27 protein-coding genes are annotated in these 24,331 nt (G+C 44.2%); 17 read left to right on the top strand and 10 right to left on the bottom strand.

The features are described 5' to 3' along the window. The first annotated feature begins 17 nt into the window (after positions 1 to 17). The 4 genes from rnc to acpS are packed head-to-tail and all read left to right on the top strand — an operon-like array spanning position 18 to position 2,752. Positions 18 to 701: a ribonuclease III gene (gene rnc, locus ABJF92_RS02005; RefSeq protein WP_446814180.1), complete on the top strand. Its 684-nt coding sequence runs from the start codon at positions 18 to 20 to the stop codon at positions 699 to 701. Continuing rightward, positions 694 to 1,596, top strand: coding sequence for a GTPase Era (gene era / locus ABJF92_RS02000; RefSeq protein WP_446814179.1), 903 nt, complete (start codon positions 694 to 696; stop codon positions 1,594 to 1,596). The genes rnc and era overlap by 8 nt, the downstream gene beginning before the upstream one ends. A 5-nt stretch (positions 1,597 to 1,601) precedes the next feature. Then, entirely contained in the window at positions 1,602 to 2,336 is a 735-nt protein-coding gene (gene recO, locus ABJF92_RS01995) for a DNA repair protein RecO (RefSeq protein ID WP_446814178.1), read from the top strand. Positions 2,337 to 2,365: 29 nt separating this feature from the next. Beyond that, positions 2,366 to 2,752 (top strand): holo-ACP synthase, encoded by a 387-nt coding sequence (gene acpS, locus ABJF92_RS01990; protein WP_446814177.1) that lies wholly within the window; start codon positions 2,366 to 2,368, stop codon positions 2,750 to 2,752. Here acpS and ABJF92_RS01985 read toward each other — a convergent pair. Together ABJF92_RS01985 and ABJF92_RS01980 are read right to left on the bottom strand one after the other, a co-directional pair. Then, a complete protein-coding gene (locus ABJF92_RS01985) occupies positions 2,730 to 5,504 on the bottom strand; it encodes a response regulator (protein ID WP_446814176.1) in 2,775 nt (924 codons plus the stop codon). The two genes, acpS and ABJF92_RS01985, sit on opposite strands and share 23 nt — an antisense overlap. 24 nt (positions 5,505 to 5,528) lie before the next feature. Then, a complete protein-coding gene (locus tag ABJF92_RS01980) occupies positions 5,529 to 5,753 on the bottom strand; it encodes a hypothetical protein (protein ID WP_446814175.1) in 225 nt (74 codons plus the stop codon). 132 nt (positions 5,754 to 5,885) lie between these two features. Here ABJF92_RS01980 and cysM point away from each other — a divergent pair, with 132 nt between their 5' ends. The 10 genes from cysM (at position 5,886) to ABJF92_RS01930 (ending at position 17,559) form a co-directional block, all read left to right on the top strand. Further along, positions 5,886 to 6,776: a cysteine synthase CysM gene (cysM, locus tag ABJF92_RS01975; protein ID WP_446814174.1), complete on the top strand. Its 891-nt coding sequence runs from the start codon at positions 5,886 to 5,888 to the stop codon at positions 6,774 to 6,776. A 177-nt stretch (positions 6,777 to 6,953) separates the two neighbouring features. Then, entirely contained in the window at positions 6,954 to 8,258 is a 1,305-nt protein-coding gene (gene rlmD / locus ABJF92_RS01970; protein ID WP_446814173.1) for a 23S rRNA (uracil(1939)-C(5))-methyltransferase RlmD, read from the top strand. A gap of 11 nt (positions 8,259 to 8,269) precedes the next feature. Next, on the top strand, positions 8,270 to 10,519 hold the full coding sequence (relA, locus tag ABJF92_RS01965) for a GTP diphosphokinase (RefSeq protein WP_446814172.1): 2,250 nt from the start codon (positions 8,270 to 8,272) through the stop codon (positions 10,517 to 10,519). After that, positions 10,516 to 11,328 (top strand): nucleoside triphosphate pyrophosphohydrolase, encoded by an 813-nt coding sequence (gene mazG, locus ABJF92_RS01960; RefSeq protein ID WP_446814171.1) that lies wholly within the window; start codon positions 10,516 to 10,518, stop codon positions 11,326 to 11,328. The genes relA and mazG overlap by 4 nt, the downstream gene beginning before the upstream one ends. A 101-nt stretch (positions 11,329 to 11,429) precedes the next feature. Then, the gene (gene ppc, locus ABJF92_RS01955) at positions 11,430 to 14,060 is read left to right on the top strand and encodes a phosphoenolpyruvate carboxylase (protein ID WP_446814170.1); all 2,631 of its coding nucleotides are present in this window, start codon (positions 11,430 to 11,432) and stop codon (positions 14,058 to 14,060) included. A 230-nt stretch (positions 14,061 to 14,290) separates the two neighbouring features. Next, on the top strand, positions 14,291 to 14,947 hold the full coding sequence (gene adk, locus ABJF92_RS01950) for an adenylate kinase (RefSeq protein WP_446814169.1): 657 nt from the start codon (positions 14,291 to 14,293) through the stop codon (positions 14,945 to 14,947). Positions 14,948 to 14,954: 7 nt separating this feature from the next. Continuing rightward, positions 14,955 to 15,662 carry a tRNA (adenosine(37)-N6)-threonylcarbamoyltransferase complex dimerization subunit type 1 TsaB gene (gene tsaB, locus ABJF92_RS01945; RefSeq protein WP_446814168.1) on the top strand — a complete coding sequence of 236 codons (708 nt, stop codon included), beginning with the start codon at positions 14,955 to 14,957 and terminating at the stop codon, positions 15,660 to 15,662. Positions 15,663 to 15,665: 3 nt separating this feature from the next. Then, positions 15,666 to 16,466, top strand: coding sequence for an undecaprenyl-diphosphate phosphatase (locus tag ABJF92_RS01940; RefSeq protein WP_446814167.1), 801 nt, complete (start codon positions 15,666 to 15,668; stop codon positions 16,464 to 16,466). Between the two features lie 24 nt (positions 16,467 to 16,490). After that, complete coding sequence (locus ABJF92_RS01935) at positions 16,491 to 16,778, top strand: hypothetical protein (protein WP_446814166.1); 288 nt, start codon at positions 16,491 to 16,493, stop codon at positions 16,776 to 16,778. Then, positions 16,771 to 17,559: a class I SAM-dependent methyltransferase gene (locus tag ABJF92_RS01930; RefSeq protein WP_446814165.1), complete on the top strand. Its 789-nt coding sequence runs from the start codon at positions 16,771 to 16,773 to the stop codon at positions 17,557 to 17,559. The genes ABJF92_RS01935 and ABJF92_RS01930 overlap by 8 nt, the downstream gene beginning before the upstream one ends. On the opposite strand, the gene ABJF92_RS01925 is transcribed toward ABJF92_RS01930, so the two are convergent. After that, entirely contained in the window at positions 17,556 to 17,789 is a 234-nt protein-coding gene (locus tag ABJF92_RS01925) for a SlyX family protein (RefSeq protein WP_445977349.1), read from the bottom strand. The genes ABJF92_RS01930 and ABJF92_RS01925 overlap by 4 nt on opposite strands. A gap of 273 nt (positions 17,790 to 18,062) precedes the next feature. Here ABJF92_RS01925 and ABJF92_RS01920 point away from each other — a divergent pair, with 273 nt between their 5' ends. Beyond that, positions 18,063 to 18,533 carry a cold-shock protein gene (locus ABJF92_RS01920; RefSeq protein WP_446814164.1) on the top strand — a complete coding sequence of 157 codons (471 nt, stop codon included), beginning with the start codon at positions 18,063 to 18,065 and terminating at the stop codon, positions 18,531 to 18,533. A 32-nt stretch (positions 18,534 to 18,565) separates the two neighbouring features. Next, positions 18,566 to 19,072: a thiol peroxidase gene (gene tpx, locus ABJF92_RS01915; protein WP_446814163.1), complete on the top strand. Its 507-nt coding sequence runs from the start codon at positions 18,566 to 18,568 to the stop codon at positions 19,070 to 19,072. A gap of 72 nt (positions 19,073 to 19,144) precedes the next feature. On the opposite strand, the gene panD is transcribed toward tpx, so the two are convergent. From panD to dapE, 4 genes are read right to left on the bottom strand one after another with little or no spacing between them, the layout of a single operon-like run. Beyond that, positions 19,145 to 19,525: an aspartate 1-decarboxylase gene (gene panD / locus ABJF92_RS01910; RefSeq protein ID WP_446814162.1), complete on the bottom strand. Its 381-nt coding sequence runs from the start codon at positions 19,523 to 19,525 to the stop codon at positions 19,145 to 19,147. A 59-nt stretch (positions 19,526 to 19,584) separates the two neighbouring features. After that, positions 19,585 to 19,959 carry a hypothetical protein gene (locus ABJF92_RS01905; RefSeq protein WP_446814161.1) on the bottom strand — a complete coding sequence of 125 codons (375 nt, stop codon included), beginning with the start codon at positions 19,957 to 19,959 and terminating at the stop codon, positions 19,585 to 19,587. Positions 19,960 to 19,962: 3 nt separating this feature from the next. Beyond that, complete coding sequence (locus tag ABJF92_RS01900) at positions 19,963 to 20,235, bottom strand: hypothetical protein (protein WP_446814160.1); 273 nt, start codon at positions 20,233 to 20,235, stop codon at positions 19,963 to 19,965. A gap of 8 nt (positions 20,236 to 20,243) precedes the next feature. Beyond that, the gene (gene dapE, locus ABJF92_RS01895; protein WP_446814159.1) at positions 20,244 to 21,383 is read right to left on the bottom strand and encodes a succinyl-diaminopimelate desuccinylase; all 1,140 of its coding nucleotides are present in this window, start codon (positions 21,381 to 21,383) and stop codon (positions 20,244 to 20,246) included. A 79-nt stretch (positions 21,384 to 21,462) separates the two neighbouring features. Between dapE and ABJF92_RS01890 the strand changes: the two genes are divergently transcribed. Beyond that, positions 21,463 to 21,660, top strand: coding sequence for a hypothetical protein (locus ABJF92_RS01890; protein WP_446814158.1), 198 nt, complete (start codon positions 21,463 to 21,465; stop codon positions 21,658 to 21,660). On the opposite strand, the gene ABJF92_RS01885 is transcribed toward ABJF92_RS01890, so the two are convergent. Genes ABJF92_RS01885 through dapC form a run of 3 tightly spaced genes read right to left on the bottom strand, consistent with a single transcriptional unit; the run spans position 21,650 to position 24,331 of the window. Continuing rightward, positions 21,650 to 22,003: an ArsC family reductase gene (locus tag ABJF92_RS01885; RefSeq protein WP_446814157.1), complete on the bottom strand. Its 354-nt coding sequence runs from the start codon at positions 22,001 to 22,003 to the stop codon at positions 21,650 to 21,652. The genes ABJF92_RS01890 and ABJF92_RS01885 overlap by 11 nt on opposite strands. Before the next feature lie 53 nt (positions 22,004 to 22,056). Next, positions 22,057 to 23,094, bottom strand: a complete 1,038-nt coding sequence (gene dapD, locus ABJF92_RS01880; RefSeq protein ID WP_446814156.1) for a 2,3,4,5-tetrahydropyridine-2,6-dicarboxylate N-succinyltransferase — start codon at positions 23,092 to 23,094, stop codon at positions 22,057 to 22,059. 31 nt (positions 23,095 to 23,125) lie between these two features. Then, a complete protein-coding gene (gene dapC / locus ABJF92_RS01875; protein WP_446814155.1) occupies positions 23,126 to 24,331 on the bottom strand; it encodes a succinyldiaminopimelate transaminase in 1,206 nt (401 codons plus the stop codon).

Here is a 24,331-nt window from a genome sequence, read left to right as displayed (position 1 = left end):
GATTTTTTGGAGTAATTTTGAGTTCACTGTATCAAAAATTGTGTCGCCGCATTGGTTATTATTTTGCTGACCTAGGCCTATTGGAGCTCGCACTGACACACCGTAGCTTCGGCGGCAAAAATAACGAGCGTTTAGAGTTTCTAGGTGACTCGATTCTTAATTATGTGATCGCAGAGGATCTATTTCATCGCTTTCCGAAAGCCAAGGAAGGGGAGTTGAGTCGATTACGTGCCTCGTTAGTTAAAGGCGACACACTGGCCGAATTAGCCCGAGAATTTAAACTAGGTGACTTTTTGAAATTAGGCGCTGGCGAGTTAAAAAGTGGTGGTTTTCGCCGTGACTCTATCTTAGCTGATTCCGTGGAAGGCATTATCGGCGCTATCTATTTAGATGCCGGTATGGACACTTGCCGTACTCATATTCTGGATTGGTATAAATCTCGATTGGACGCGACTTCCTTAAAAGTAGTTACGAAAGATGCGAAAACTCGCTTGCAGGAATATTTGCAAGGTCGTAAATACGCGTTGCCGAATTATGAAGTCGTAGACATTCAAGGTGAGCCTCATGATCAAACTTTTTATGTACATTGCCAAATTGAGTTGAGTGATGAGGCTATTCAGGGCAAGGGTAACAGCCGTCGTATTGCTGAGCAAAATGCCGCTGCGAAAGCGCTAACATTATTGGAACAAAAAGATGTCTGAGGAAGAAATTACTCACTGTGGTTATGTGGCCATAGTTGGTCGACCCAATGTCGGCAAATCCACGCTGCTTAACCATATTTTGGGCCAAAAATTATCCATTACGTCCAGAAAGCCACAAACGACCCGTGATCAAATTTTAGGGGTTAAAACCGAGGATCATGTGCAGGCGATTTATGTGGATACGCCTGGTTTGCACCTTGGTGAGACGAAAGCGATTAACCGCTTTATGAATAAAACGGCTTCCGCGGCATTGAAAGATGTGGATGTAGTGTTATTCGTGGTGGACGCAGACCGTTGGACGGAAGAAGATGAATCCGTTTTACAGAAGGTTAAATACGCTTCCTGTCCGGTTATCTTGGTGGTCAACAAAGTCGATCAGTTAGAGCAGCAAGACAGTCTATTACCAAGATTAGCCAACTTATCTGAGCGTATGGCGTTTGCTCAAGTGGTGCCGATTTCGGCATTGCGCAACAAGAATCTTGATCGCTTAGAACGACTAGTAACGGGCTATATTCCCGAAGGGATGCCTTTCTACCCTGAAGATCAGATTACTAACCGCAGCTCACGTTTTTTGGCGGCGGAGATTGTACGTGAGAAGATCACTCGTCAGTTAGGCCAGGAAGTGCCTTATGAAGTGGCTGTACAGATTGAAGAGTTTGTTTACGAAGGCTCAGTTATTCACATCAGTGCGCTTATTTTGGTTGAACGAAATGGCCAAAAACGCATCATCATTGGTGATCGAGGTGAGAAAATTAAACTGATTGGTAAAGAAGCGCGTATAGATATGGAAGAGCTTTTTCAGCAGAAAGTCATGCTCAATCTATGGATTAAAATTCGCTCCGGTTGGTCCGATGATGAGCGTGCTTTAGCCAGTCTAGGTTACCAAGAAGAGTAAGCTAGATGCGCGCCTTGGCGTACGTTATTCATACTCGTGCTTTTCAAGATGAAAAAGTGCTGCTAGATCTGCTTACTCAAGATCAAGGTTTGATAAGAGGCGTATGGCGGTTAGCAAAAAAAGAGGCTCGGGTGATTCCTGGGCCTTTTTTATGCTATGACATCGAGTGTTCAGGGCGTACGGATCTGAAAACTATCCGGCATTTGGAATCCCTCAAAGCCGGCAAAGTACTTGAAGGTTTACCTTTATACGCCGCCTTGTATAGCCATGAGTTGATAGCAAAACTGCTACCGCTGAATTTACCCTTGCCGAATATCTATTCCTTATACCAATGGCTCATTGATAGCTTAGCGTCAGGGGCACCGATTGCGCCCTTACTAAGACGTTTTGAAATGGGCTTGTTTGATGAGTTGGGAATGGCGATTAACTTATCAACAACTGGTCGCGGCCAAGAAGTTCAAGGAGATACCCTGTATCAATTTGATCAGCGCTTTGGCTTACGTCCTTACTATGGTGAACAGCCAAAAGTGCTGCCCGTATTGTTTGTTGAGGGTCGTCTGGCACAGGCTTATCATCAGGGTGAATGGATGAACAAAGCGGTGCTGAACTTGGCGAAAGAGTTGCACCGCCACTGGATAGATGGATTATTGAACGGCAAGCCTGTAGCCGCTCGCAAACTGTTGCCCAAGCAAGCGTACCAAGGAGAGCGTTTGTTGGGTGTGCCAATTTTTCGTTATTGATGCTCGGTGTCTAAATAGAGAGAGATGTTTTGATTATAGGTATAGGTACAGATTTAGTAGAAATCGCACGGGTGGCCAGTTCTATTGAGCGTCTTGGTGAGCGCTTTGTGGACCGTATTCTGACAACCAATGAAAAGCAGCAATGGCTAAGTATTACAAATACATCCAAAGCGGATGCATTTGTGGCTAAGCGCTTTGCGGCGAAAGAAGCGGCAGTAAAGGCTTTAGGAACAGGAATCGGACGAGGCGTAAGTTTCCAGCATTTTGAAGTGAGTAATCTAGCGTCAGGGCAACCTATACTATCCGTTGATGACAGTATTGAACAAAGGTTTGAAGGTAAGGTTAATTGGCATCTAACCCTCACAGATGAACAAAAATACGCTCAGGCATTTGTTATTCTTGAGGCCAAGGAATAAGTTTTCGGTTGTTTAGCAACTCTTGAATGGCGTCGATAAAATCCTCAAAGACACCTTCAACATCCTCTAAACCAAGCTCTTTTAAATGGGTTTCCAGAAAGCCTGCATGGCGTGCAATGTTAATGGTCCCCGTGTACTTGGAAGCGCCATGAATCCTGTGTACAACCTCTATCAGCTTCTCTGTGTCCTGATTGGCTAAATGATGTTGCAGAAGCTTTTGCTCGTCATCAAGAGTATTGGCCAGCATTTCAAACATGTCTTTGGCAATGTCGACCCTACCATTGACCATGCCTAACGCTTTTTTCAAATCAAAAATATTGACCAGTTTCTCGTCTACTTGCTCTAAGTATCCGCCCTTGCTATCACACCACTCTTCTATGGTGTTAAGGAGAATTTCTTCATCCACCGGTTTGGTTAAGTAGGCGTTCATACCGCTGGCAAGTATTTGTTGCTGTTCTGATCCTAACGCATGGGCAGTTAAGGCGATAATTGGGGTGTTTTTGTAGGTCTCAATTTGACGAATTTCTTGGGTTGTCTCCATGCCATTTTTTTCGGGCATTTGGATGTCCATGAAAATGATGTCGTATTGAGTAGCTTTGGCCATTTGTATCGCTTCAATGCCGCTATAAGCGAGAGACACATTGAGGTTGCTGCCGGACAACCAATGATTGAATAGTTGTAAGTTAATCGCCATATCATCTACGGCTAAAATGTTGAGGTTCTGTAGCTTGCTCGGCAGTGTTCTATTGCGTTCTATAGGCGGAGTGCTGGTCGGATGTTTTATGTTGTCTAGAGCTTTGTATAAGCGATTGTGGCTGATAGGTTTCAGCAAAATGCTTTGGCTAATTTTTTTCAAATTTGGATGGCGTGCTAGCTCATCAGGTTTTTGAATCATCAAAATACTAGGTATGTTAAACGTGCTTTTGGCAAAATGCACCAGCTCTTTGGCATCTTGGATACTCTCGTGATCGTTAGGGCTTATGTTAATCAGTAGAGCATCAACTTCTCCCAGCGGTTTGTTTAAGCGATTAATGATGGGCTCAATTTGACTGAAGGTTGTGCAACTTACATGAATCGAGTTGAGATAATTTGTCAGATACTCTTGGTACGTTTTACTGGGCTCGAGCATGAGAATGTTCAGTTTTAAACCTTCTCGTTTAGCTGGGGCATTCTTAGACGGTTTTAATGTTAGAGTGAAATGAAAGTTGGAACCACTTACTTGATCACTCTTAATACCTATAGCGCCGTGCATCTGCTCTACAAGTTTTTTAGTGATGACGAGACCTAAACCTGTACCACCAAATTTGCGAGTAGTGCTGGTATCCACTTGAGAAAATGGTTTGAAAAGGTTGTTGATTTTTTCTTCGGGGATACCAATACCAGTGTCTATGACTTGAAAACTGAGGACGAGTGCATCATCGCTTTCTGTCACAAGTTCAACTTTGGTTTGTACATAGCCATAATGGGTGAATTTTATGGCATTACCTATTAGGTTAGTGAGTATCTGTCTAACTCGGATGCTATCACCAATTACCCAATCTGGTACGTTGGCCTGAAAATCCGTAACCAGATCAATTTGTTTGTCTCGGGTAAGTAGGCTCGCGCTGAGCGTTTGGTAAACCTCGTCAATCAGCTCTTTTAGATTGAAGTGATTGTTTTCAAAATTCAATTTGCCCGCTTCGATCTTTGAGAAATCAAGAATGTCCCCAATGATGGCTAAAAGGCTGTTAGTCGATTGCTCAATAGTTTCTAAATATAGGCGCTGCTGTGTGTCGGTATTGCTGCTTTGCAATATCTTGGTATAGCCTAGTATTGCGCTTAATGGTGTGCGAACTTCATGGCTTATGTTGGCTAAGAATTGCGATTTTAAACGATTGGATTCCATTGCTTCTTTATTGGCAATATGAAGCTGGGCGCTTTTTTCTTCCATACTGTCCATACTGCGCCGTATGTCTTCTGTCGACTGTTCAATGCCTGAGATAAGTTCTTCATGATGGCTTTCTAAACGCTCTGCAAGCTCTAAGGTATTGTGCTGAATTTCCTGGTACTGAGATGGCATGGAAAGCAACTTAGCATTAGAAAAGTTGCCTTTAACAATCTGGTCGAGAATGTTTGAAAGTTTATCAATCGGCTGTGTGAAATATTGGGAAAGACGCCAGGCTAATAGGATTAAACCTGCACCGACTAATATAGTAAGAAAGGTCAGTATCGCAATGTATCGATACATCTTTAGGCGTATTTTGTTTTTACTGATTTCTATTCGAACCCAGCCGATGATACTGCGTTGACTGTTGCTATCAAAGGTTTCGGGCTGGCTGTTGAATATGCTGTCTAAACTGTTGTTGCTGTAGAAAATAGGTGTAAAATTCAGCAAGAAATCATCATAGATAAAGGTACTCGGTGTACTAGGAATCTCAATGTCGGTTTTGATGTGTGTGCTACCTAGCTCAGCTATGACCTCTTTATGGTTGTTAAAAAGCTGGATGTTGTCTACTTCATCATAACTTAACGCACTTTGCATAATGCGATACATCATGTTGGTGTCAGTAAAGACGATGGCATATTCACTGCTCAGAGCGATCTGTTGGGCAATATTATTGGATCGTTCGAGCAGGTTAGTATTGAGGTCATGATAGCGAGTAGCCAGGAAACTTAGACTACTCAGTGAGGCAATGATTAAAATGGGCGCAAATATTAGCCAAAAGAGTTTGTGTCTTAAGGATAGGCGGTTAATAAACCCAAATAGCTTCATAGTAGGATGAAACCAGAGATGAAATTAATAACAGGCGAAGTTGCCTTTTCCTTTACGACGGTCACATTCTCTCTCATAATTATCACACGCTAGCGCTTTGGTGCGAGAAGGGTTGGATAAATACTTACACTCACGCCACTTTTGTCTTAACTCATTATCTGGAATGTCGGCAGATGGGCCCGCAAAAAAATCACAAGCCGCTAAAGATAGTGTGCATAGTAGTAATGCTAAAGTGCCAAACGCGCGCATTTTGGTCTCCGTAAATAGGAATATAAACTAAGTTTATAACGCTTTCTTATTATATTGTTGCGGTAAAGTGCTTTTAAATAAGCGAGAATGTTAATTTTCAATCCCTACGGCATTAATGTCAATGAAGTTTTTATGATTCAGTATCCTAGTATAGAGTCCATCATTGGACAAACACCCTTGGTTCGACTTCAACGAATCAATCCAAACCGTTCCAACGAAGTTTTATTAAAGCTTGAGGGGCAGAATCCAGCAGGTTCTGTGAAAGATCGTCCTGCGCTAAATATGATCTTGCAAGCTGAGTTACGTGGTGACATCAAGCCGGGTGATAGCCTGATCGAAGCAACCAGTGGTAATACAGGAATTGCGCTTGCTATGGCGGCGGCCATAAAAGGCTACAAAATGCATCTCATCATGCCAGACAACATGAGCCAAGAGCGTAAGTCTGCGATGTCTGCTTACGGCGCGGTCTTGCACTTGGTAACGAAAGAAGAAGGCATGGAGCGTGCTCGTGATCTAGCGCTTGAGATGCAAGAGCAAGGGGTAGGTGTCGTGCTTAACCAATTTGCAAACCAAGATAACCCTAATGCGCATTATCTAACCACAGGTCCCGAAATTTGGCAGCAAACCCAAGGCAGCGTGACCCACTTTGTCAGTTCCATGGGGACGACTGGTACTATCATGGGCGTTTCTCATTACCTAAAAGAGCAAAACCCAGAGGTGCAAATCGTTGGTCTGCAGCCTCAAGAAGGGGCGAGTATTCCAGGTATCCGGCGCTGGCCAAAAGCTTACCTGCCTTCTATTTTCGATGAAAAGCGAGTGGACAGTGTGATGGATGTTGCTCAGGAAAATGCCGAAGTCACCATGCGCCGATTGGCTAAAGAAGAGGGTATTTTCTGTGGCGTGTCTTCAGGCGGGGCTGTGTATGCCGCGATGGAGTTGTCCAAACAATTGGAAAATGCCGTGATTGTGGCCATTGTCTGTGACCGTGGCGATCGCTACTTGTCCACAGGTGTTTTTTCCTGAAGGTAGAAAGTAATTCTGCCGCGGTGATGGTATAACGCACTCAAGGTTAATCCAGATAAATGACGGATTTAAGGTGTTTTGATTTTTGTATCTGGTATGGAATCAAATCTAGATACGCTAGAATGGCGCTTTACAATTCGTTATTTAGTATTGAGAGAAATCCCCTTGAGAAAGAGAATGCCATCCCGCCGCTCGTCAGCAAAGACAAATCTTGGGCCTTTACAGCAATTTGAGGTAGAAGGTTTAACGCACGAAGCGAAAGGTGTTGCCCGCAAGCAAGGTAAGGTAACCTTTATTGGCGGTGCTTTACCGGGTGAAACCGTTGAGGCCAGAGTATCTAAAGCGGGACGCAACTTTGATGAAGCAAACCTAGTCAATATTGTTAGCCCAAGCCCTTACCGCATGACACCCACTTGCCAGCACTTTACTGCGTGTGGTGGCTGCAGTTTCCAACACCTTACTCAAGATCAACAATTACTCGCTAAAACCGATTGGTTGCAAAGACAGTTACGTAAGGTAAATGAACACCCCATTGAGTTATTGACCGATCAAGCTTTTGGCTACAGGCGCCGTGCACGTTTAGCCTTGCAGGTTAAATCGGGCAAAGCCTTGCTTGGCTTCCGTCAGAAATCTTCCAAAGACATTGTCGAAATCAGCAATTGCTTGGTGCTTACTGAGCGTTTACAAGATATCTATAAAAGCCTAAAAAATACCATCCTCGAGGATGATATAGCCACCGCTGTGGGTCATATCGAGCTACTTGAAGACACTCGTGGTGCTTCCGTGTTGTTTCGTTTGACTCGACCAGTTACCGAGACTACCCAAGCCCGATGGTGTAACTGGGCGGAAACTTTAGGAATAGAGCTCTATTGGCAAGCACCAGAAGAAAGCAGAGTGACGCTTGTTCAAGAAAGGATGCGTCATTATGATCTAGGTAAACAGACGCTAACGTACCATCCGCAAGATTTTATTCAGGTGAATGCGCGGATGAACGAGAAAATGATTCATCAAGCGATTAGTTGGCTGCAACCTAATGAAGACGATGTGGTGTTAGACTTATTTTGTGGTGTCGGAAACTTCTCTTTACCCATGGCACTGCATGCTAAAAAAGTGATTGGTGTGGAAGTGCAACCAAGCATGGTGGCGGCTGCCCAAGCGAATGCCCTCTGTAATGATTTAGAAAATATTGAATTTATTGCTGCAGATTTAAGTCAGCCAGCGAAGCGACAATTTTCAAAACTAGGGGTCACGAAAGTGTTACTTGACCCCCCGCGAGCTGGGGCTTTTGAGTTCTTAGATAATCTAATTAAAATATCACCAAAGCAAATCTTGTACGTTTCTTGCAACGCATCCACTTTAGCGAGAGACGCAGAGTATCTTGTAGCGCATGGCTATCAAGTGGTAAAAATAGGTTTGATGGAGATGTTCCCACAGACGTCACATATTGAAACCATGATGTTGCTGCAGAAAAGAAGTAAATAAAGGACAAGCAAATGGTAACGGTAAGAAAAGATCATCCAATTACGGACGATGGCACGGTTGATATTGATGCCTGGATGGCGCAATTTGCCGACGAAATTGATGACAGCTCCAGAGTGCCCTTACGCATGGCTTGTGAAGTGGCGCGATTAGCGGAATTGCAATCGGCGCGACCTTCCTATTGGGGGGCTCAAGCAAGTACGTTCCGTGCAGGTCTAGAAATGGTCGAGATACTGTCTGGCTTTCGTGCCGATCAGGACTCTTTATTAGCCGCCGCTTTGTATCGAGTGGTGAGGGAAGATCAATTACCTATCTCCCGTGTGGTGGATATGTTCGGCCGTAAAGTAGCGTCTTTGATCGAAGGCGTTATTCGCATGGGAGAAGTTTCTAAAAACCTCAGTGCCGATTCTGCGGCAGAAGTTCTGGGCAGCAGCGAAAACCAGCTTGAATCCCTACGTAAAATGCTAGTTTCTATTATTGATGATGTACGTGTCGTGCTGATCAAACTGGCTGAGCGTGCCTGTGCCATCAAAGAAGCCAAATACCAAGATGAAGATCGTCAAGTCACTGTCGCACTTGAAGTGCAAAGTGTTTACGCCCCTTTAGCCCATAGATTGGGTATCGGTCACATTAAATGGGAACTGGAAGATCTTTCCTTTCGCTATCTTTACCCCAACGATTACAAGCGTATTGCCAAATGTTTAGATGAGAAGCGCCTTGACCGTCAGCAGTTCATTGATGATGTGATCAATGTGCTACGTGAACGTTTAGAAGCGATTAACATTCATGCAGACCTAATGGGCCGAGCCAAACATATTTACAGTATTTGGCGCAAAATGAAGCGCAAAAACATCAGTTTCGATGAAGTCTATGATGTGCGTGCCGTACGTATTCTCGTTAACGAACCCATGGAGTGTTATGGCGTCTTGGGGATAGTACACAACTTGTGGCGTCCTATTCCGCAAGAATTTGATGACTATATCAGTAATCCAAAAACCAACGGTTATCAGTCATTGCATACCGCAGTTATTGGCCCTCAAGGGCGTGCTGTCGAGATACAGATTCGTACTCATACTATGCATGAAGATGCCGAACTTGGGGTTTGTGCCCACTGGAAATATAAGGGTACAGATTTAAGTTCGAACAGTTCTAGCTACGAAGAAAAATTGCAATGGCTACGCACCATTCTGGATTTCCATGAAGTGCAAGGAGATTTGGAATCGCTTTCGGAGCAAGTTCGTAGTGACATCGATCAAGACCGTATTTATGTCTTTACCCCTGATGGTCATGTGGTCGACTTGCCTGTTAATGCGACCCCGGTAGACTTTGCATACCGTGTCCATACCGAAATTGGCCACCGTTGTCGTGGGGCGAAAATTAACGGCAAAATTACGTCTTTGGTCACTCACCTAAAAACCGGCGACAAAGTTGAGATCATGACCTCGAAAGAGGGCACGCCAAGTCGAGATTGGTTACACCCTACGTTAGGTTATGTTCAGACCAACCGTGCCCGTGCCAAAATTCAGAACTGGTTTAGAAAAGAAGATCGTGAGAAAAACTTAGAAGCAGGTAAAGCCCTACTGGATAAACAGTTGAAACGTCTAGGAATCGACGACAACCGCATTGATCTTGCCAAAATTGCGTCACGGTATAATTTATCGAATGCTGAAGATATTTATGTGGCATTGGGTGCCGGTGATATCTTATTGGCGCGAGTGCTACGATCAATTGATGAGTTTTATAGCCTCGACGGTGGCTCTGCTCCGTTACGTCCAATTCGTCTTAAAAAGAGTCGCCATAAGTCTTCTGATGATGATATTCATATCCTTGGAGTGGGTAAACTGATGACCCAAATGGCCCGTTGTTGTACGCCGATTCCTGGCGACAGCATCATGGGGTACATTACCCAAGGACGTGGGGTTTCCATTCATAAGCAGGATTGTTTGAACATAGCGCAACTAAGCCTAGATGAGCCTGAGCGTATCGTGGAAGTAAACTGGGGTGAGGAACTTGATAATCTTTACCCAGTGAATATTCAGGTAGAAGCTTATGATCGCACGGGGCTACTCAATGACATAACAGGTTTGCTGGCGAATGAAAAAGTAAACTTATTGTCTATGAATACCTTGTCAGCGAAAGAGAGCCATACCGCCTGTATTCGTTTCACCATTGAGGTGGGAGAGATTGGTGCCTTGAGTAAACTGCTCCATCGCATTAACCAGTTGCCCAATGTCTTGAATGTGTTTAGGGAAAAAGACTTTTGAGTGAGTCACTAACGTCTTTGCTGAAATTGATGTCATGCTTGCGTGATAAAGAGTCTGGTTGTGCTTGGGATCTTAAACAAACTTACCAAAGTTTAGCTCAATACACCTTGGAAGAAGCCTATGAAGTGGTGGATGCCATTGAAAGAGAGAACCTAGCGGATTTAAAAGAAGAGCTAGGAGATTTGCTGTTTCAAGTGGTCTTTCAGGCTCAAATCGCCAATGAGCAAAAGGTTTTTGATTTTGACGATGTGGTTAATGGGCTGGTGGATAAAATGCTACGTCGCCACCCGCACGTGTTTCCAGGTGGCGAATTATCACGCTTTGGTGAAACCTTGGACCTGTCGGATGAAGAAATTAGCCTGCAATGGCAAAAGATTAAAGCCGAAGAAAAAGCTCGTAAAGGCGTGCAGAGTCAAAGTATCTTAGATGATGTGCCTCATGCTATGCCGAGCTTGATGCAAGCGGTGAAAATACAAAAGAAAGTCGCTAAAGTCGGCTTTGATTGGCCCGAGGTTGCACCTGTTTTTGCCAAAATTCGTGAAGAACTTGACGAGTTGGAAGAAGCATTAGCCGAACAAGATCAAACCCATGTGGAAGAAGAAATGGGCGATGTGCTCTTTGCGATGAGCAATTTGTCACGTCATCTGTCCGTTGCGCCAGATGTCGCACTGATGAAAACTAATGTGAAATTTCGTCGCCGCTTCCGTCGTATCGAAGAGCTACTTGAAGAACGCGAGTGGTCGTTGCAAGAAACGAGTTTGGAGGGGCTTGATCAACTATGGGATCAAGCCAAGCGTGAAGGGTTATAGAAAGTCAAAAATTGTCGTTTAATCGAGTATGTTAAGACTCAAGTTATTAACAATATTTTGATCTGGTTATTCTCAACCAGGTGATGAGTAGGAGGGGTATAGTGAACGATCGTCAGGCATCATTACGTGAAAATGTCAGGTTACTAGGAGATTGCTTAGGGGAAACCATGAGTAATCATTTAGGGGAAGGCTTCTTAGAGAAGGTCGAGAATATTCGACAGCTTTCTAAAGATGGACGACTTACTGGTGACTCTACTGCATTAATCGCCGCTCTTGAAAAATTGGATGATAATGAGATAGTCCCTGTTGCTCGAGCTTTCAACCAGTTTCTCAATTTGTCGAACATTGCCGAGCAATATCACCGAGTGCACCGCCGTCGCACCAATGAAAGTCTAGGGGTGTATCAAAACCCGATTGGTGACCTACTAAAACGTTTAGCGGAGAAAGACTTTAGCGGCGAGCAAATGCTTGAGTCGTTAAGAAATCAATCAATTGAGTTAGTGTTAACCGCTCACCCTACCGAAGTAGTGCGTCGTTCCTTGATTCGTAAATACGATAATATCTCCAGCGAGCTAGAAGCGCTGGATAAAGACAATATCCTACCACTTGAAGAAACCAAGCATATTCGTCGTTTAAAAGAGATTATTACTCAAGCTTGGCACACGGATGAAATTCGTGAACAGCGCCCAACGCCTGTAGATGAGGCTAAATGGGGCTTTGCAGTGATTGAACAATCTCTATGGCAGGCTGTCCCACGCTTTTTTCGTCAATTGGACGAACAGTTTAGTCAATTTTCCAATGGCGAAAGCTTACCGCTAGATTTAGCGCCAATTCGTTTTGCCACCTGGATGGGGGGAGACCGAGACGGTAACCCTAATGTTACCCATACTGTGACCAAAGAAGTGGCCTTATTAGCACGTTGGATGGCAGCAGATCTGTACATCAAAGACCTTTCTGTTCTGCGTTCTGAATTCTCCATGATTCAGTGTAACCAAGCTTTACGTGATCGAGTGGGTGACAGTGCACAGCCCTATCGTGAAGTGTTGCGTCAGCTTGAAAACAAAATGATCGCTACCAAAAACTGGGCCAAAGCCTGCTTGGATGGCGAAGCGGCTTGTGATGAAGGTATCTTCCTCAACAGTAAAGCGCTGATTGATGACCTAGTACTGTGTTACCAGTCGCTCATCGATAGCGGCATGAAGGTCATCGCCAATGGCTCTTTGCTAGACCTAATCCGTTGTGCAGCAACTTTTGGTATGACGTTGGCTCGTTTGGATGTTCGTCAAGATGCTTCCCGCCATATTGATGCCTTATCTGCCATTACTCGCTTTTATGGTTTAGGGGATTATGCGGAGTGGGATGAAGCGTCTCGCCAAGCCTTCTTATTAACGGAACTTAACTCTAAGCGCCCACTGCTACCTATGGACTGGGCTCCAAGCGAAGAAGTGAAGGAAGTATTAGACACTTTTGCCATGATCGCTCAAGGTGAAGCCAACTCTTTTGGTTCCTACGTAATCTCTATGGCCAGCGCACCTTCTGATGTATTGGCTGTTGCCCTAATGTTGAAAGAGTCTGGGGTGAGTTTCCCAATGCGTATCGCGCCTCTGTTTGAGACGCTGGCGGATTTGGATAATGCTGAGCCCATTATTGAGCAATTATTCTCATTACCTTGGTACAAAGCCTACATTAATGGTCATCAAGAAGTGATGATCGGCTACTCTGATTCGGCCAAAGATGCAGGACAAATAGCGGCCACTTGGGGTCAATATCGAGCGCAAGAAGCACTGACAAAACTTTGTAAGAAACACGGTGTGCACCTGACTCTGTTTCATGGTCGTGGTGGTACCGTAGGTCGTGGCGGCGGCCCTGCTCATGTGGCTATTTTGTCTCAACCACCAGGTTCGGTAAATGGTGCCATTAGGGTGACAGAGCAAGGGGAGATGATCCGCTTTAAGTTCGGTATTCCGGATATTGCTGTACGCTCATTAGAGCTTTATTGTTCTGCCGTAATGGAAGCATCATTAATGCCTGCACAAGCCCCCAAAGAGGAGTGGCGTGCCATCATGGATGAAATGGCCGAAGTGGGGATGAATCAATACCGCTCCATTGTTCGTGGTCATGAAGATTTTGTGCCTTACTTCAGAGCCACCACGCCAGAACAAGAGTTGGCTAAACTGCCGCTTGGATCACGTCCTGCCCGTCGTCGTTCTGATGGAGGGGTGGAAAGCCTGCGTGCAATTCCTTGGATATTTGCCTGGATGCAAATTCGCTTAATGCTGCCAGCTTGGTTGGGAGCCGAGAGCGCACTACAGCAAGCCGTTGAGTCTGGAAACTTAGAAAAAATCCAAGAAATGCATAAGAAATGGCCTTTCTTTGGCGCCTACCTCGACATGCTTGACATGGTATTGGCCAAGTCAGAACCTGAAATTGCTGAGTACTATGAAAAACGTCTAGTAGGGGAAGAGCTAAGAGGTTTGGGACGTTTATTACGAAATAAACTGGCACAAGTGAGTACTCTTGTGAAAACACTTAAACAGCAAGAGCGCCTAATTGAAGATAATAAGACTATTCGCCAGTCTATCGACGTGCGTAACCCTTATATTGACCCATTGCACTACCTACAAGCTGAGCTACTTTATCGGAGCCGTAAGGATGAAAATAATCCTGAGGTTAATAAAGCGTTAATGATCGCCATGGCAGGTATCGCAAGTGGTATGCAAAATACCGGCTAAAGCTTCACTGTATTGTGCTTATAGTCACTATAAGCACAATAAAAGTGAAAAAATCCGTCAGTAAATTTGCATATTAATAGCCTGCTTGGGTATGCTTGGCGGCCATTCATTTTATAGTATACAAGTTTACTATTTTCGAACGCGGTGTTTTCGCGTTATTCGCGTGTCTATGCGAGACAAGAATAAGAAAACTTGTAATTCAGTATATAGCTGACTTTTGGAGACTTTTTATGCGAGTAATATTATTAGGTGCACCTGGCGCTGGTAAGGGTACTCAGGCTCAATTCATCACGGAAGAATTTGGGATCCCTCAAATCTCAACAGGCGATATGTTACGTGCCGCAGTGAAAGCTGGCAGTGATATGGGCTTAAAAGCAAAAGCGGTGATGGATGCCGGTCAGTTGGTTTCTGATGACATCATCATTGGTCTAGTAAAAGAGCGTTTAACACAAGATGATTGCGCTAATGGCGCTTTGTTTGACGGTTTCCCTCGTACTATTCCACAAGCGGATGCCTTGAAGGACGCGGGTGTAAAAATCGACTTTGTTGTTGAAATCGATGTGGCAGACGAAGAAATCGTGAGTCGCATGAGCGGTCGTCGTGTTCATGAAGCATCTGGCCGAACTTATCACCTAGTGTATAACCCACCAAAAGAAGCGGGCAAAGACGATGTAACAGGTGAACCTTTAGTGCAGCGTGCTGATGATACAGAAGAAACCGTTCGCAAACGTTTGGGTGTTTACCATGACCAAACAGCACCGTTGATTGGCTATTACAAAGATTGGTTGGCTCAAGATACCGCAGCAGCACCTAAATTTGTTAGTGTGAATGGTGTTGGAGATCTTAACGAAATCAAACAAGGTCTGTTAGCTTCATTAAAGGCCTAGATTTTCGATGACAGCAATATTAGCTTTGGATACTTCAACGTCAGCTTGTTCTGTGGCGTTGAATATAGACGGTGTGGTGTTGGAAGATTTCCGTATCGCTCCCCGTCAACATAATGCCTTAATCCTTCCTATGGTCGAGCAAATACTTGCCCAAGCAGAATTATCCCTGGCCGATTTAGATGCTATTGCCTTTGGACGAGGCCCTGGATCTTTTACCGGACTGCGTATCAGTGCTGGGGTGGTGCAAGGGCTTGCTTACGGTGCTGATAAACCTGTAATCCCAGTGTCTACGCTGGCTGCCATGGCCTTAGAAGGATTTCAAAAAAGCGGTGAAAATTACTGGTTAAGCGCTCTGGATGCTCGTATGGGGGAAGTCTACCTAGGTGGCTACCATGTGAATAAAGCTGATGGCCAATACAGCATCGAGTTGTTACTTGAAGAGCGAGTAGCGAAACCTGATAACTTGCCAAGTCTTGCTCAAGACTACCAAGGAATTGGTTCGGGCTGGAGTTATGAGCAAGAACTCTCCGCTTTATTACCGAATCCACCGACTCATGTTTTCGCTGATACTTTACCAAGAGCGGCTAGCATTGCCGAGCTAGCACGATTAGCATTTTCTGATGGTGAAATACAAAGTTGTTATGATGCCATTCCCACTTATTTGCGTGATAACGTTACTTGGGAAAAACAGGCCCCACGGATAGGGAAACGCTAGGTTATGCTTTGGTACCACATTGTCTTTCTTGCATTAATACAAGGTCTGACTGAGTTTTTACCCATCTCCAGTTCAGCACATTTAATTCTTCCGGCACAAGTATTGAATTGGCCAGATCAAGGTTTAGCTTTTGATGTGGCTGTGCATATTGGTACCTTGATTGCTGTAGTAGGCTATTTTCGCAAAGATATTATGAATATCTTTCTTGCTTGGTGTTGTTCACTTAAAGGTGACAAAAGCTGTGGAGAGAGTCGCTTAGCTTGGTGGATTATTTTAGCGACCATTCCTGCCTGTCTTGCCGGTCTTTTATTTGAAAGCTTTATCGAAAATCATTTACGCTCTATCGAAGTGATTGCTTATACCACTATCGGCTTTGGTATTTTACTATGGCTTTCGGATCGTTACGGTTTAAGCAAGAAAGTCGAAGATGACTTTAAACTTAAATCCGTTTTGGTGATTGGTTTTGCCCAAGCGTTAGCTCTTATTCCGGGAACATCCCGCTCAGGTATTACCATGACAGCGGCACGTTTTATGGGTTTTTCTCGTGAATGCTCTGCTCGTTTCTCGTTTTTGTTGTCTATTCCTTTGATTCTCGCGGCCGGTAGTTTAAAGCTGGTGGAGCTGATTACGTCGGATATTCAAGTGGATTGGAATAGTCTATTCACGGGTGTGTTTTTATCGGCGTTTAGTGCATATTTGTGTATTTACTTTTTCTTAAAATGGTTAAATACCATAGGCTTTATGCCTTTTATGATTTATCGTTTAATTTTAGGTGCTTTACTCTTAGCCATTGTTTATCAATAATGGCGCAATCGCTGAGGAGAGGTCATGCAAATTAATTCACAATTTCCAGTGGTTTCTCAGCCAACACATGGCCGTACTCAAAATGTGGGTTACAGTGGCAGCCAGCCCCAGCAATTGGTGTCGGCAAAGCCAGTTCCCAGTTCCGTAGCGGATTTTGATGGTGTGATGGGGACTGAATCCAGTGCTCGTTTTAGTCCCTATGGCGATTTTAATAGTTCGACACAACACGCTTTAAATGCTTACCAAGCAACAGAATCTCTTTCTTCCGCCAACCCTCGCAATGTCTTAATAGGAATTGACGTCTTTGCCTAATACCATTGCTGTCAGCGCCGAAGATACCGCATTTATTATAGAAGCAAAAACGCTTGCCCAACAATTGGGTCTAAGTTATTTCGCACTGAAATCTCCCCTTAAATTCGTCAAAGACTATGACTATCTACTCGTCGTTTCTTCGTTCGGTGTGGCATTAGCTAAAACAGGTAAAGGGGCACCCAAACCTGTTTCTGTGGACTTTACCTCGGGTGCGGTGGATCACAGGCGCCGCTTCGGTGGCGGTAAGGGGCAGGACATAGCTAAAGCAGTTGGCCTTAATAAACGAGGCCAACTCGCTGTACTGGATGCAACCGCAGGTCTTGGTCGGGATGCTTTTGTGCTAGCAAGTTTAGGTTGTAGAGTGCATTTGTGTGAGCGAGTTGGTTTTGTCCGTGCATTACTGAAAGATGGTTTGTATCGAGCGTCGCTAAACGAAGATGTAGCGGTTATCTCTCAAGAGATGACCTTACTGGATGGCGATATTAAAACGCTATCTGGGCAAGAATACGATGTGGTGTATTTAGACCCTATGTTTCCTCATATGGAAAAATCCAGTGCTGCGGCCAAAAAAGAAATGGCTTTCTTTCGTGACTTGATTGGGGCGGATTTAGATGCAGACGAGCTCCTGCCGATGGCTATGTCATTAGCGCAATATCGGGTGGTGGTAAAACGCCCTAAAAGTGCGCCCTTTTTAAATGCTTCTCAACCGACTTATCAACTAGAAGGTAAATCCGGGCGCTTTGATATATATGTTATTAAATCTTTAGATACTGAGATTTAATAGTGGGGTGGCTTTTCATTATCATGCACAGCCTCATTTTCTGATTGCTGCTGGCGATAAGTTTCTAATTGTTTAACAAGTAATGATAATTGTTCTTGTATTAATAACATATCCTTCTGCTGCCTAATTAAGGCCGCGTTCAAGCTATCAATTGTATCTTCTTGGAATTGCAGCTTAATTTCGAGTTCGTCGATACGTTGGTCGTTTTCTGAGGTATTCATCGGTGCCATCTGTGTGTTAACCTTAATGAGCTAAACTCTGAAGATTTTAGCCTTTCTATACGTTTTGTTATGTGAAATTTTACATAACGCGCTGGAATTGCTGAAATTTGTTTTTGAAGAAGTCAGATATTTTACTACTATCTTCTTACGCTTCCCATGACGATTTCAGGAAGAGTTTAGTAAATTTGTATTTATTCACTTTAGTAAATTACATGAGGCCTTATTTCGTTTTTAGAAAAGCTTCTATTCACACCAAAATTAAATTTGATAAGAGACATTGTTATGAATGATCATCAGGAAAATGTTACGCGCAACACAGAATCTTCTGCTGGTTCAAATATTTTTTCACTTAAAACATTTATTATTAGCCTAGTAATCGCACTGATTACTCCGCTTCTAATGGCAGTTGTTTTAAAAGAAGAAGTAGGAACAAACTTTTTAACCTACTTTGGTTTTGTTCTTGTTTCTGTTTACCTTGGGGCGGCTTTGAGTCAGTTTAAAGCGCCTGCTGCTAATGCCGATTCAGAAGAAGACGAAGACGATGACCGTGAACAGGGGACTGTTAAATGGTTTAATTCTTCTAAAGGTTTCGGCTTTCTAACAATGGAAAATGGCGACGATGTTTTTGTTCATTACCGCGCTATCCGTGGCCGTGGCCGCCGTTTCTTGGTAGAAGGTCAGTTAGTACGTTTTTATGTCACCGAAGGTGAGAAAGGTAAACAAGCCGAAAACGTTTCTATTGTTCGCGGCTAATCTTAATTTCAATTTTTTAAAAGGGTATAGAAATGGCAACAGTTACACTTAAAGGAACGCCGTTTGAGACAGTGGGTTCATTGCCTGCTGTAGGCTCCAGTGCTCCAGATTTTGAATTGGTAAAAACGGACCTATCTGTCGCAACATTGGCAGACTTTGCGGGTAAAAAACTGGTCTTGAATATTTTCCCGTCTATTGATACACCAACTTGTGCAACCTCTGTGCGTAAGTTCAACGAGTCTGCTGCAGCACTTAAAGACGTAAATGTAGTATGTGTTTCTGCGGACTTGCCTTTTGCTGCTGCGCGTTTTTGTGGCGCAGAAGGTATTGATCATGTTGATACGGGTTCAAGCTTCCGTTCTAGCTTCGGTGCAGACTATGGTTTGACTTTCGCTAACGGTCCTTTGCAAGGTATCTTGTCTCGCGCGATCGTTGTCGTTGATGAGAATGGCCAAGTGCTTCATACAGAGCAAGTGGCAGAAACGGCGGATGAGCCAAATTATGACGCTGCCTTAGCTGTATTAGCTGTATTAGCTTAATCAGCTATCAAGCGAATAAAAAAAGCCTGCTGTGTGATAACACAGCAGGCTTTTTTGTGCCTAAGTGAAAGACTAGTCCTTTTGTACGGGAATAGTATTAGTGGTGCGCTCAACAGTGTTGTCTTTGTTTAAATAGACTAGTTTAGGTTTAAAGCTGTCAGCGGCTCCTTCTTCCATTTGTCCATAAGCCGCAATAATAACACGATCGCCTACTTGTACTTTACGAGCCGCCGCGCCATTCATAGAAATGGTGCCTGAACCTGCTTCAGCTAGGATTACATAGGTGTGAAAGCGCTCACCATTATCCACGTTGTAAATGTCAATTTTCTCAAATTCTCTAAAGCCGGCTAATTCAACCAAATCGGCATCAATAGCACAGGAACCGTCATACCAGAGTTCTGCTTGAGAAACGCTGGCCATGTGGAGTTTGCCTTTAAGAAGTGTGATTTGCATGTAAAACTCTCTACTACTGTATTGTATTGTATTGTTGAAAAGTGTGATGTTTAGAAGTATTAATTCCAGATAAACGGACCCGCGCCGTCAACGTTGACGCGCCACCACTGATCTGGATCTTGATCGCCGGCTTCTTCCCAACCTTGGAAGTTACAACGGATCTCATGTTGTAACGCTTGATAGGCATGTTGGGCACAGTCTGCATCCGTCGCCCAAGGGGTTTTATCGGAATTGAACCAGATAGAAGTGAAGCGCTTACCTGCCGCCTGTTCCAGAATCGTAACCTCTATGTCTGCCTCATTATGCTTTATCCATAACTTGGTACAAAGGCCTTGAGTGGAAGGGCTTTGTACGACAAAAAACTCATTTGTTAGCCAGTCGATAATACGATCAGTTGGGCAGGACAAAACGTAAATTTCTATATCGGGTTGCATGGTTTAATCCTTTTTACTCAACATGTGATAAAGCCTTAAGACACTCATGGAAAGGTAGCCAACTAGAGTCCAAAGGATGCCAGCACCTGCGACGATCAGGCCGCAGAAGGCAATGATTTCTTGGCTAAGTGAGTCATTCAGGACATTATCCGATACCATGATCATCAGACTACCAAACAAAAATACTAAGCCACCCTGTACCATTTTCATGATAGCAAGTCTTGGATTGTTGCCCAGTCTAATGGCCAGACGATGTAGGTAGGCTCTGATGCGCATAGCGTAAATTACTTCACAAAAAGTTTATTCAAAATGCCTTGATAGATACTTGAGAGCTGGTTGAGACTCTCGGCATCAACACATTCATTTATCTGATGTATGGTGGCGTTAATTGGACCAAGCTCCACCACCTGAGTCCCCATTTTAGCGATAAAGCGACCGTCAGAGGTACCGCCAGACGTAGAAAGTTCAGGGGTGATATTCACTGTGTCTTGCACAGAGCTGACAATGGCATCAACCAATTCACCTGGGCGAGTTAAAAACGGTAAGCCATTATAGGTCCACTGAATGTCGTACTCTAATTGATGCTTTTCAAGGATTTCAATGACTCTAACTTTCAATGCATCAAAATCTAACTCGGAAGAGAAGCGGAAGTTAAATTGAGCATTCAATTCACCGGGTACAACATTGGTGGCACCTGTGCCAGACTGAATATTGGAGATTTGAAAGCTGGTCGGTGGGAAAAAGTCATTGCCGTTATCCCAATGTGCGTTGGCCATTTCGTCTAACGCGGGTGCCGCTAAATGGATAGGATTTTTAGCAAGATGAGGGTATGCAACATGACCTTGTTTACCATACACAGTCAGGTCGCCACTAAAAGAGCCACGACGGCCATTTTTAATAATGTCACCTAGAACATTCGTACTGGAAGGTTCACCAACGATACACCAATCTACTTTCTCGTTTCTTGCCATCAAGGCATCGACTACACGAGTGGTGCCATCGACAAAAGGTCCTTCTTCGTCACTGGTGATCAAAAAGGATATTTGTCCTTCATGATTTGGGTGCTCTGCAATGAAGTTTTCTACCGCTGTCACCATGGCGGCAAGGCTGCCTTTCATATCCGCCGCGCCACGACCATAGAGCATACCATCAAGAATTTTTGGCTCAAAAGGTGGGACTTTCCAAGAAGATTCCGGACCAGTAGGTACCACATCTGTATGGCCAGCAAAGCATAAATTAGGGCCTGATGTACCTCGTTTAGCGTAAAAGTTCTTTACGTCACCAAAAGGCATGGGCTCAATGTTAAAGCCGACTTTTTCCAAGCGAGCGATCATCAAATCTTGGCAACCTGCGTCTTCAGGTGTGACAGAAGGTCGGGAGATAAGGTCTAGGGCTAATTCAAGCGTCGGTGACAGATTATTCATTGTTTACCTTTGTCTTTATTTCCACTATTTTAAGAAAAGTTCTGCTAATATTGCAGGAGAATTCATTAAAGGTGGGGTTATGAAATTAAGTGTTGTTTTCTTAATGAGCTGTATTCTAGCTGGTTGTGGTATGTTTACTGAACAGCAAATTGTTCGTGAACATTATTTTGTACCAGTGATTCGTTCTGATGTCGCCCCAGCAGGTTACACACCCACGGTAACACCTACCATTACACACAAAGAATCACGACTCATTTATACACCTGCTATTGATTGATAAGCACTTGTTGGTAGCGTTCTGCATCAAAGCCAAGCAGTAACTCACCCGTTTCGCTAATCAGGATAGGGCGCTTTATCATAGACGTATTGCTTTGGATCGCTTCCAAGGCTAACTCATCAGTCATGTTATTTCTTAATGATTCGTCCAATTTTCGCCAAGTCGTACCACGTTTATTAATGATACTTTCCCAGCCTTGAGTGGCAATCCAGCTTTCAGCCTGCTCTGCACTTAGACCAAGCTTTTTATAATCATGAAAGTCGTAGGCAAGCTGATGTTCTTCCAGCCAGCGAAAGGCTTTCTTCATCGTGTCGCAATTTTTAATGCCGTAAATTTTAATCATATCTACTCGATTTAATGAGAGCCACTTTCTAAAAGAGAGTGGCTCCATATTCATTAGTTATTAGCGTGTAAAGCTTCGTTAAGTGCAATGGCCGTTTTGTTGGTTTTGCACTCAATGGCACCGGTTTGAGAGTTACGACGGAACAGTAAATCAGACTGACCAGATAGGTCGCGTGCTTTTACTGTCGAGACTAATGCGTTGTTCTCATCTAATACGTTCACTTTTGATCCTGCTGTGATGTATAGGCCAGATTCAACCGTACAACGATCTCCTAGGCCAATACCAATACCTGCATTGGCACCGATAAGGCATTGCTCACCCACGCCGATAACAATGTTGCCGCCGCCAGATAAAGTACCCATAGTAGAACAGCCGCCGCCAAGATCAGAACCATCGCCAACGACAACACCAGCAGAAATACGGCCTTCTACCATGCTTGTGCCTAGTGTGCCGGCATTAAAGTTTACAAAGCCTTCATGCATAACGGTCGTGCCTTCGCCTAGGTGAGCACCCAGGCGGATACGTGCCGCATCACCAATGCGAACACCCGTTGGCACTACAAAGTTCACCATTTTCGGGAATTTATCCACACTGAAGACTTCGATAGTGCGACCTTCCATGCGAGCATTCAATTGACGGTCTGCCAATTCACGCACATCAATAGGGCCTTCGCTCGTCCAAGCGGTATTGACCAACAGGCCAAACATGCCGTCTAGTACGGTATTGTGTGGCTGAATTAGGCGCTGAGAGATCATTTGCAACTTCAAATAGACCTCTGCTGGGTTAGTAGGTGCTGTGTCTGTCGCAAGTACACACAAAACAACCGGTTGAGTCGAGGCTTTAAGGCGTGAAGCCAATTCGGCTTGTTCGATGTTGCCAGCTTTCAAAAGGCTCATGTGAAGGCGGTTAAGATCGCTTTCATCAAGAATGATGGTGTCGTTGCCACTGGTGTAGTTAGTGCTTTCTAAAATAGCATCTAGAGCGCTTTTATCGGCATCTTTAATCGGCGCAGGGTAGAAAACCTCTAACCAGTTGCCTTCTTTGTTTTGAGTTCCGATACCAAGACCGAATGCGAAAATTGAATCGCTCATTTGTGTTTCTCCGACTGAGTTCTAAAGTAAGTTAAGCGTTTGAGTTTACGTTGTGGCGCTCGATAAATTCGCGAATACGCTGGGCGGCCGCCACACATTCTGATTCTTCGGCAACAAGTGCCATGCGTACATGCTGGCTACCTGGGTTGTGGCCATTGACTGTACGGCCAAGATAACTACCAGGAAGTACTAGTACGGCTTCTTCTTCATATAAAGCCTTACAAAAATCTTCGTCTTGCATGGTCAATTCAGGCCAAAGATAAAAACCTGCTTCAGGTTTTTGTACCGCCATGACTGGGCTTAATATGTCCAAAATCTGCGAGAATTTACGATCGTAAATTTTACGGTTTTGCATTACATGACTTTCATCTTGCCAAGCGGTGATTGATGCTTGCTGATGATGAATTGGCATAGCGCAACCCTGATAGGTGCGGTATAGCAAGAAAGGTTTTAGCAGACTGGCATCACCCGCAACAAAGCCAGAGCGTAGGCCCGGTAAGTTGGAACGTTTTGATAAAGACTGAAAAATTAAACAGTTTTTATAATCAGTATTGCCAAGTTTTTGACAAGCTTCCAACAAGCCAAGAGGGGCTTGATCGCCAAAGTAGATTTCCGAGTAACACTCATCCGCCACAATGGTGAAGTTGTATTGCGCCGCTTTTTTAAGCAAGAACTCGTAATCTTCAAGTGTTGTTACTGTGCCGCTGGGGTTGTTCGGTGAGCAAACAAATAGCAGTTCACAGTTTTGCCAAACCTCATTGCTGACGGCTTGGTAATCGACCTTATATTGGTTGCCAGAACCGCAAGGTAAGAAATGCAATTCAGCGCCTGCCAAAATACCAGCCCCTTCATAAATTTGGTAGAAAGGATTAGGGCTAAGGACCAAAGAAGAGCTTTTCTCTCCTACTAGCGTTTGAGTAATAGCAAACAGTGCTTCGCGGGTGCCAGTCACGGGTAGGACTTGGCTTTCTGGGCATAACTCACTAAGAGAGAAGCGCTGTTTCGTCCAGTCAGCAATGGCTTCACGTAAAGCTAATTCGCCCTTGCTGCTCGGGTACTTACTGACGCCAGATAGGCTGTTTTGCAGTGTTTCGACAACAGCCTTTGGTGGCTCGTGCTGAGGCTCACCAATGGTAAGTTTGATTAATGGCTTGTCTGGGTTCGGGGTGAGTCCTTCTAAGAGCTCTGCAAGCTTTTGAAAAGGGTAGGGGTGCAAAGAATGTATAAAAGGGTTCAT

Source organism: Marinomonas sp., from assembly GCF_039940335.1.
Lineage (GTDB): Bacteria > Pseudomonadota > Gammaproteobacteria > Pseudomonadales > Marinomonadaceae > Marinomonas.
The sequence above is the reverse complement of the archived record's forward strand: the minus strand, read 5'-3'. Positions and strand labels throughout refer to the sequence as shown.